A 7741-nucleotide genomic window follows, 5' to 3' on the forward strand; every position below is an offset into this window, starting at 1 on the left:
TGCTCGAGACCGGCGGGTTCAGACCCCGACTACACCCTGGATTCGGATGAGCCGCTTCACCCGCCTCATGCAGACCGAGGGCGAGACCGCCGGGGCGGGGGCCGCCCAGGTCGCGGGGATCCCTTTCACGCTGTCGACGCTGGGCACCACCTCGATCGAGGACGTCGCCGCCGCCGCACCCCACGGCCGGAAGTGGTTCCAGCTGTACGTGATGCGGAAACGGGAGGTCTCCTACGACTTGGTGGCGCGCGCTGCACAGGCAGGCTTCGACACCCTGCAGTTCACGGTGGACACTCCGGTGGCCGGAGCACGGCTCCGCGACACCCGCAACGGCTTCTCGATCCCGCCGCAGCTGACGGCCCGCACCGTGCTGGACGCGATCCCCCGCCCCTGGTGGTGGGTCGACTTCCTGACCACCCCCACGCTCGAGTTCGCCTCGCTGTCCTCGACCGGCGGCACCGTGGGTGAGCTGCTGGACTCCGCGATGGATCCGACCATCAGCTATGAAGACCTCGAGATCATCCGCGGCCTGTGGCCCGGGAAGCTCGTGGTCAAGGGGGTCCAGACCCTCGAGGACTCGAAGACGTTCACCGACCTGGGGGTGGACGGGATCATCCTGTCCAATCACGGCGGGCGGCAGCTCGATCGCGCCCCGGTCCCCTTCCACCTGCTCCCGGAGGTCGCCCGCGAGGTCGGCACCGACACCGAGATCGGCATCGACACCGGCATCATGCACGGCGCGGACATCGTGGCCGCCGTGGCCCTCGGCGCACGGTTCACCCTGATCGGTCGCGCCTACCTCTACGGCCTGATGGCCGGCGGCAGGCCGGGTGTGGACCGCGCCATCGCGATCCTCTCCGAGCAGATCGTGCGCACCATGAAGCTGCTGGGCGCGCACTCCCTCGACGAGCTGGAGCCGAGGCACGTCACGCAGCTGCACCGCCTGATGCCCATGCCACGCGGGACCGAGAAGTCCGCGTCCCTCTGAGCGCTGGAAGCATCCCCTGGACATCGACCCGCATCAGGTCTTCACTCGATGGATGAGAACCCCTTTCGCCCTGACCGACATCTGCGTGGTGACGGGCGATGCGCTCGGTACCATCCACCAGAACTGGACCATCAGCGTCGATGACCGCGGCACGATCAGCTACGCGGGTCCCGCCGACAGCGCCGACCTCCCCGCCGACGGCCTGCGAGTCGACGGGCGCGGACTGTTCGTGCTCCCGGGACTCATCAACGCCCACGCCCACCTCTTCGCCGACGGCAGACCGCTCGGTGCGGCCGCCACGAATCCACGGCTGGCGAAGTACGCCACCCGGCTGATGCACACACCCGTCGGCCGTCGGATCCTGCGCAGGCGCACCCGGGAGCACGCGGCCATCCAGCTCCGCTCCGGAGTGACCACGCTGCGCACCGTCGGCGATGTCGCCTACGAGGTGGTCGCGATCCGGGATGCGATCGAGCGCGGCGACATCGTCGGGCCGCGCATCCTTCCCTCCGGTCCGCTGCTGGCGATCTCCGGCGGGCACGGCGCCCCGCAGATCGCCCTGATCGCAGATGACCCCGAGACGGCGCGCTCCCATGCCCGTCAGAACATCCGACGAGGCGCGGCGGCGATCAAGATCTCCGCCACCGGCGGGGTCACGGATGCGATCGAGATCGGCTATGCCGGGAAGCCGGAGATGCCGGAGAACTCGATGCGCGCGATCTGCGAGGAGGCGCACTCGGCCGGCGTGCTCGTCGCCGCCCACGCTCAGAGCCAGGAGGGTGCTCTCGCCGCGCTGCGGGCCGGGGTCGACACGATCGAGCACGGCAGCAGCATGTCCGCTGAGCTCATCGAACTCTTCCTGGACAACCCCGCCTCGCTGCGCGGCTACTCGGCGTTGATCCCGACCCTGCAGGCGTGCCTGCCGCTGGTGAATCTCGACCCGGAGGTCATGGGCGTGGATCCCGTGGTGAGGGCCAATGCCGATCTGGTCCTCGGGGAGATGCTCGGCGGGATCCGGGCGGCGCTCGAGAACGGGATCGCCCTGGGTGTGGGCACCGATTCCTCGGTCAGCTACGTGACGCACTCGAACTACTGGCGGGAGCTCGATCTGCTGCAGCGCGTGGGCGGGATGGAACCCGCTGCAGTCCTCCACGCCGCCACGCAGGGCAACGCGAGGATCCTGGGGCTCGACTCCGTCACCGGCTCGATCGCGGTCGGCAAGGTCGCGGACCTCGTCGTCGTGGACGCCGATCCGCTGGAGTCTTTCCGGAACCTCGCCGCGCCCCGCATGGTCATCGCGCGCGGCGAGCGGATCATCCGCCCGCAGATCACCCGCCTCGAGGAGATCGATCGCCTGCTCGACGGCCTGTGAGCACGCACCGTGAGCACGCCCTGGGAACGACTGAGGAACGGATCAGGAACGGATCAGGAACCGCCCGTCGTCGACTCCCGCTCCACAAGAGTCGGCGTGAAGCTCACGTGCCGGGGTGCGGAGTCGCCGCCAGCGATCTCCTCTTCGAGCAATGCGAGCGCGGTGCGGCCCATCAGATCAGCCGGCTGGGACACCGAGGTCAGCGGCACCACGGTGGAGCGGGCAAAGGCGATGTCGTCATATCCCACCAGCGCGATCTCCTCGGGCACCGCGACCTGGTGGCGGAACGCGAAGGCCTGCAGCACGCCGACGGCGAGCAGGTCGTTGACGCAGAACACCGCATCGGGCCGCTCTGCGGCGCTGCGCGCCACCACCTCTTCGCCGACGGTGCGGCCGGCGAGCACGGTGAGGTCCTCAGCCTCGAGCACCTCGATCTCGACGCCTGCCGCCGCGGCAGCCCGCCTCGCTCCGCGAAGGCGGTCGGCGACCTGGCGGAGATCCTGCCGCGCGGCGACCACGCCGATGCGCCGCCTGCCCAGCCCCGCCAGATGCTGCACCGCGATCTCACCCCCGGCGATGTCATCGACGCTCACCGCGGAGCCGCCAGCATCAGGGTCGCCCTCGAGCAGCACCACAGGGGTGCCGCGGCCGCGGATCGCCTCGACCAGCTCGGCGCTGCCGCCCGTGGAGGCCAGCAGGATGCCGCGCACCCGCTGCTCCTCGAACAGGGACAGATACAGCCGCTCGCGCCGCTCCCGATTGCCGGCGCTGCCGGCGATGACCATCAGCTGCGAGTCCTCGGCCGCGGCTTCGATCCCGCCCACCAGCTGGGCGTAGAACGGGTTCCCGGAGTCCAGGACGATCGCGCCGACGGTGCTCGAGCGTCCGAGCTTCAGCTGGCGGGCGGCATCGTTGCGCACATAGCCGAGCCGGGCGATCACGGCCTCGACCCGTTCCCGGCGGTCCGGGGAGACGATGTCGGGGCGGTTCAGCACGTTGGAGACGGTGCCGACGGAGACTCCGGCCTCTCGCGCGACGTCCTTCATGCCCACGGTGCGGGCTGTGGCCATCACGCATGCTCCTCAGCTGGTCCGCCCGGCCCGGGAAGATCGCCGCGAGCCGCTGCCCTGATTTTATCCTGACGTGCGCGAAGGGGCGGCGGATCGCCGCACGTGGACCCGGCTTCGGCCCAGATCACGAAAGCGGCTCACCCCGCACCGATCTCCGCCCCGCGTCCTATGCTCTGGCTCAGGAGGCCCGCGCCGGGTGGCTGGGCAGCTCGGGACCTCCGCCCGAGCAGGCGACGGCCTTTGGAGGTCACGATGAGCACCGATCCACGAGACAGCGCCGCCCCGACGGGCCACAGCCCATCCGACGAGCCCATCACCGCAACGCACCCGGAATCGCCACCGCAGCAGTCCCCCGCCGTCGCGCGCCCGCGCCATGGATCCGGGCTGGTCGCGCGGATCCTCACGATCGTGTACGCCCTGGTGGTCGCCCCGATCGCCACCGGCCTGCTCGCCTATGGCGGCAGCACGCTGGTCAGATTCGCGATGTCCCGCGGATACGTCGATGCCTCGCTGGGCGAGCTGCTGGCAGGGCCTGCAGGTGCCCGGGTCTTCCTCGGGGCGGGGCTGGGGATCCTGCTGCTGGCGAGCATCGTGGCCACCGGGGTGGTGAGCTCCGCGGGACTGCTCGCCGTCGGGGTGCTGGGACTGCTCAGCGTCGCGATCTCCGCCGTCCCGGAACTGGCGTTCCAGATCTATCAGCACCGCCCGCCGATGGTTCCCCAGGAGGCGCTCGACGGGATCGTCTACGGGCTTCCCCTGCTGCTCCATCCGCTGATCGGCGGGCTCGGGCTGGCGCTGGTGATCGCGCGCCGCCGTCCGGATCCGCATCTGGTCGTCTCTCTGCTCGGCGTGATCGTCGTCCCGCTCGGGCTGCTGCTCGCGTCCCTGATGCTGCTCCGTGGGCACGCCGACGGGGTACGCATGGCCATGGTCTCGTTCTACACCGAGACGCAGCTGACCACCGTGGTCCTCGTCGTGCTCGGGGCGCTGCTGCTGGGCATCGCCGCAGCCGCTTCCCGCTGGTCGCCGTATGCCCTGGTGATCCCTGCGATCGTGCTGCTGCTCGTGTCCGCCGGAATCTACTTCTCCGCTGTCGAGCTGATCCCGCCGGCGGTGTGGTCCGACCCGGCGGGCCAGGCGGGAATGCAGTTCCTGTTCATCGGCGGCGGTTTCGCAGTCGCCGTGGTGATGCTGGTCCACACCGCTGTGCTGGCGATCGTGCGGGCACGGTCCCGGCACCGGCAGCGGATCTCTGCGCTGGCGGCGCCGACCACGGCGGCACCCGCCGGGCCCGCCAGCACCGCAGACGCCGCCGGCGCGTCCGGCACGACGGGCACTGCCGGCACGGCGGGCTGACGTCCTCGACGCCGGCGCGTGATCTCGGACGGCCCCGGGCTCACGCCGTCGGCGCGTGCACCAGCTCTGCCGGTGAGGTCCAGGTGTGCACCGCATCCTCACGCGCCCAGCTCACGCCGAGCTCGGTGAAGGGCCGGCCCGCATCGAGGGCCGCCAGCAGGGTGGCCTCGATATCCTCGACGACGGGATGGGCCTGCTCCCCCTCCCCCTGCCAGTCGATGGCCGAGGCGTGGATCGGGAGCGGATCGGGGACGGATTGGATCGCCTCGAGCACCGCGGAGAACGCCGAGGTGCTCTCGAGCGGGGACAGCAGCGCCACCGAGCGGTCGCGCACATGCGCGGCGAGATTCTCCATCAGGTCGGTGCGGGGGTGGCGGAGCTCCTCGACCGCGCCATCCCCCACCGTGCGGGCGGAGCGGTCGTCGGTGTACCAGAGCCGGTGGCGGCCACTGGTACCGATGATCTCGACCCAGGGCGCGTGCTGCTCCGGAGACGTGGTGGTCAGGGCGCAGACCACGGCGGGGCCGTCCCCGCTCGGGTCGATCCGCAGGAAGGTGGTGTCGTCGGCCTCGATGTCGTGGGCGCGGCGCAGCTCGGTGGTGACCGAGGAGATGTCCGCAGCCTGCTGGATCCCGGCGATGACCAGGCCGGCATGCACGGCATGGGCGAGCGGGTTGGTGGCCACGCCGTCGGCCACCCGGCGGCCGTCCAGGCGTCGCCTGCCCGCCCAGGCGGAGCGGCGGTAGTAAGCGCGGTCGCGCGACCAGGCGCCGTGCACCCGTACCGCGGTGATCTCGCCGAGACTCCCGGCGGCGACTTCACCGGCGAGCACATCCACCCCGGCCCCGCCCCGGGCCTGGAAGCCGACCTGCACGCTGCGGCCGGCGCCGCGGGCGGTCTCGAGCAGTCGCCAGTGGTCGGCGAGCGCCGGCACCGGGGGCTTCTCGAGGTAGACGTCGAGCCCGGCGGCGAGCGCCTCGGTCGCGAGCGGCACATGGGTGTCGATCGGGGTGGCGATGGCGACGATCTCGGGGCGGTCCTCGGCGGGCAGCGCGGCGAGCAGATCAGCGAGGGAGCGGTGGTGGATCCCGCGCAGCTCCTCGGGCGGATCTGCCACGTCGACCACCCCGACCAGGCGGGCAACCCCCATCTCGGACAGACGGGCGAGATTCCGCAGGTGGGCGGCACCGTAGCCGCGGGTGCCGATCAGGGCGACGCGCACCGGCGCTCCCGGATCCACGGCGGCGGTCGGCATGTCGGGGGCGCTGGGGGCACTGGGGGTCATGCGGACTCCTGAACGGCGGGAGCCGAGGACTCCGTGCGGGCGAGATCGGTTCCCAGGGTAGCGGCGACATCCACCGGCGCCCCGGTCTGGAGGGAGATGTTGCCGCAGATCCCGACGGCGATCGCGCGGAAGCCGTCGCGGTGGTCGGAGGTGCGGCCCAGCGGGTCCTCTGCCACCCCCTGGAAGATGTCGCGCAGCATGATCGCGTCACCTCCGCCGTGGCCACCCACGCCCTCGGGGATCTCGACCTGGTGCGCAGGTTCGAAGTGCTTCTGGAGGATCAGCCGCTCCCCCCGCTCGCGCGCACCCTGGTCCGCCGCGGTCACCGCGATCGCGCTGGGATCCAGGTGGGTCTCCGCGCCGGCGGGGATCACCTCGGCGCGCTCGATCACCTCCAGCTCTGCGCGGCCCCGGGTGCCGTTGACCGCGACCCGGTAGCCCTCCCAGGGGCTGTGGGCGTTCAGGGCGTAGGTGAGCACGGTTCCGCCGGAGTAGTCGACGATCGCGGTGAGGTTGTCCTCGGTGGTGATGCCGGGTCCGAACACGGACTGGTCGCGGCGGTAGCCGTCATGCTGCTCGGCATCGAGGTAGAGGTTCTTCAGCCTCTCGTCGTCCCGCAGATCCAGCTCGAAGGGGTCGTGGGCACCGTCGTGGGTGCCGCGCTCGGGCAGCGGTTCCTGGCCGCGGCCAGTGGCGTTGTCCTGGCCATAGAACTTCAGGCCGCCGCGGGCGTAGACCCGCTCGGGGACGGCGTCGGTCCACCAGTTCACCAGGTCGAAGTGGTGGCTGGACTTGTGGACGAACAGCCCGCCGCTGTTGGCCTTGTCGCGGTGCCAGCGGCGGAAGTAGTCCGCGCCGTGCTGGGTGTCCAGCACCCACTCGAAATTCACCGAGACCACCTCGCCGATCTCTCCCGAGGCGATGATCTGCTTCAACGCGGTGTTGCGCGGGCTGTAGCGGTAGTTGAAGGTCACCAGCACCTGACCTCCGGTGCGGTCGATCGCCTCCTGGATCACGCGGGCGGAGGGAGCGTCGATGGTCAGCGGCTTCTCGACGATCACGTCGGCGCCCGCCTCCAGGGCCCGCACCACAAGCTCGGCGTGGGTGCGGTCGGGGGTGGTGACGATGACTCGTTCGACCTTCCCGTCGGCGATCACGCGTTCGAGGTCCTCGGGTCCGGCGAGCTCGACTCCGGCGAAGGCCGGGTGGCGGTCGCGGTGGTACTCCCGGCGGGCGGGGTTCGTGTCGAGCAGGGCGATCAGCTCGGCGTCGGCGGCGTGATCGCCGGCCATCGCGTCGAGATACATCTGGGCGCGGTGGCCGGTGCCGATCAGCGCATAGCGGGTGGGCATGTCTCTCCTGGGGGTGCGTACTGCGAAGGGGTGATGGCTCGAGCCGTACCAGTCGCGAGGCGAGCCGGGCGCGGCCCGCGATCGGACGATTCCGAGCCGATTACGAGCCGGAAGTGGCTCGGAATCGTACGATCGCGCCCGACGGGGCCGGGTGTGGAGCGGGGAGCGGCGGGGGTGGAGGCGGGCGGGGTGGAGGCGGGCGGGGTGGGTGCGGGCGGGGTGGGTGCGGGCGGGGTGGGTGCGGGCGGGGCGGGTGCGGGCGGGGCGGGTGCGGGCGGGGCGGGTGCGGGCGGGTGTTGCGCGGGCGGGGCGGGCAGC

General features: G+C 71.4%; 6 protein-coding genes. 3 read left to right on the plus strand and 3 right to left on the minus strand.

Going from position 1 to position 7741, the window contains the following annotated elements:
* Both ACTH43_RS08650 and ACTH43_RS08655 read left to right on the plus strand, forming a co-directional pair.
* On the plus strand, positions 1-988 hold a 988-nt coding region (locus ACTH43_RS08650), incomplete at its 5' end, for an alpha-hydroxy acid oxidase (RefSeq protein ID WP_441444503.1).
* A 52-nt stretch (positions 989-1040) separates the two neighbouring features.
* Entirely contained in the window at positions 1041-2360 is a 1320-nt protein-coding gene (locus ACTH43_RS08655) for an amidohydrolase family protein (protein WP_441444504.1), read from the plus strand.
* A gap of 53 nt (positions 2361-2413) precedes the next feature.
* On the opposite strand, the gene ACTH43_RS08660 is transcribed toward ACTH43_RS08655, so the two are convergent.
* Positions 2414-3430, minus strand: a complete 1017-nt coding sequence (locus ACTH43_RS08660) for a LacI family DNA-binding transcriptional regulator (RefSeq protein ID WP_441444505.1) — start codon at positions 3428-3430, stop codon at positions 2414-2416.
* A 252-nt stretch (positions 3431-3682) separates the two neighbouring features.
* Here ACTH43_RS08660 and ACTH43_RS08665 point away from each other — a divergent pair, with 252 nt between their 5' ends.
* Entirely contained in the window at positions 3683-4786 is a 1104-nt protein-coding gene (locus ACTH43_RS08665; protein WP_441444506.1) for a hypothetical protein, read from the plus strand.
* A 40-nt stretch (positions 4787-4826) separates the two neighbouring features.
* On the opposite strand, the gene ACTH43_RS08670 is transcribed toward ACTH43_RS08665, so the two are convergent.
* Positions 4827-6071, minus strand: coding sequence for a Gfo/Idh/MocA family protein (locus tag ACTH43_RS08670; protein ID WP_441444507.1), 1245 nt, complete (start codon positions 6069-6071; stop codon positions 4827-4829).
* On the minus strand, positions 6068-7423 hold the full coding sequence (locus ACTH43_RS08675) for a Gfo/Idh/MocA family protein (RefSeq protein WP_441444508.1): 1356 nt from the start codon (positions 7421-7423) through the stop codon (positions 6068-6070). Before ACTH43_RS08675 ends, ACTH43_RS08670 begins: the two co-directional genes overlap by 4 nt.
* Positions 7424-7741: the final 318 nt, after the last annotated feature.

The sequence above is a fragment of the Brachybacterium sp. genome (assembly GCF_052095815.1).
GTDB lineage: Bacteria > Actinomycetota > Actinomycetes > Actinomycetales > Dermabacteraceae > Brachybacterium.

Coding starts and splice junctions, on each gene's coding strand:
- ACTH43_RS08665 (WP_441444506.1), top strand. CDS start 3,683: ATGAGCACCGATCCACGAGACAGCGCCGCCCCGACGGGCCACAGCCCA.
- ACTH43_RS08660 (WP_441444505.1), bottom strand. CDS start 3,430: ATGGCCACAGCCCGCACCGTGGGCATGAAGGACGTCGCGCGAGAGGCC.
- ACTH43_RS08675 (WP_441444508.1), bottom strand. CDS start 7,423: ATGCCCACCCGCTATGCGCTGATCGGCACCGGCCACCGCGCCCAGATG.
- ACTH43_RS08655 (WP_441444504.1), top strand. CDS start 1,041: ATGAGAACCCCTTTCGCCCTGACCGACATCTGCGTGGTGACGGGCGAT.
- ACTH43_RS08670 (WP_441444507.1), bottom strand. CDS start 6,071: ATGACCCCCAGTGCCCCCAGCGCCCCCGACATGCCGACCGCCGCCGTG.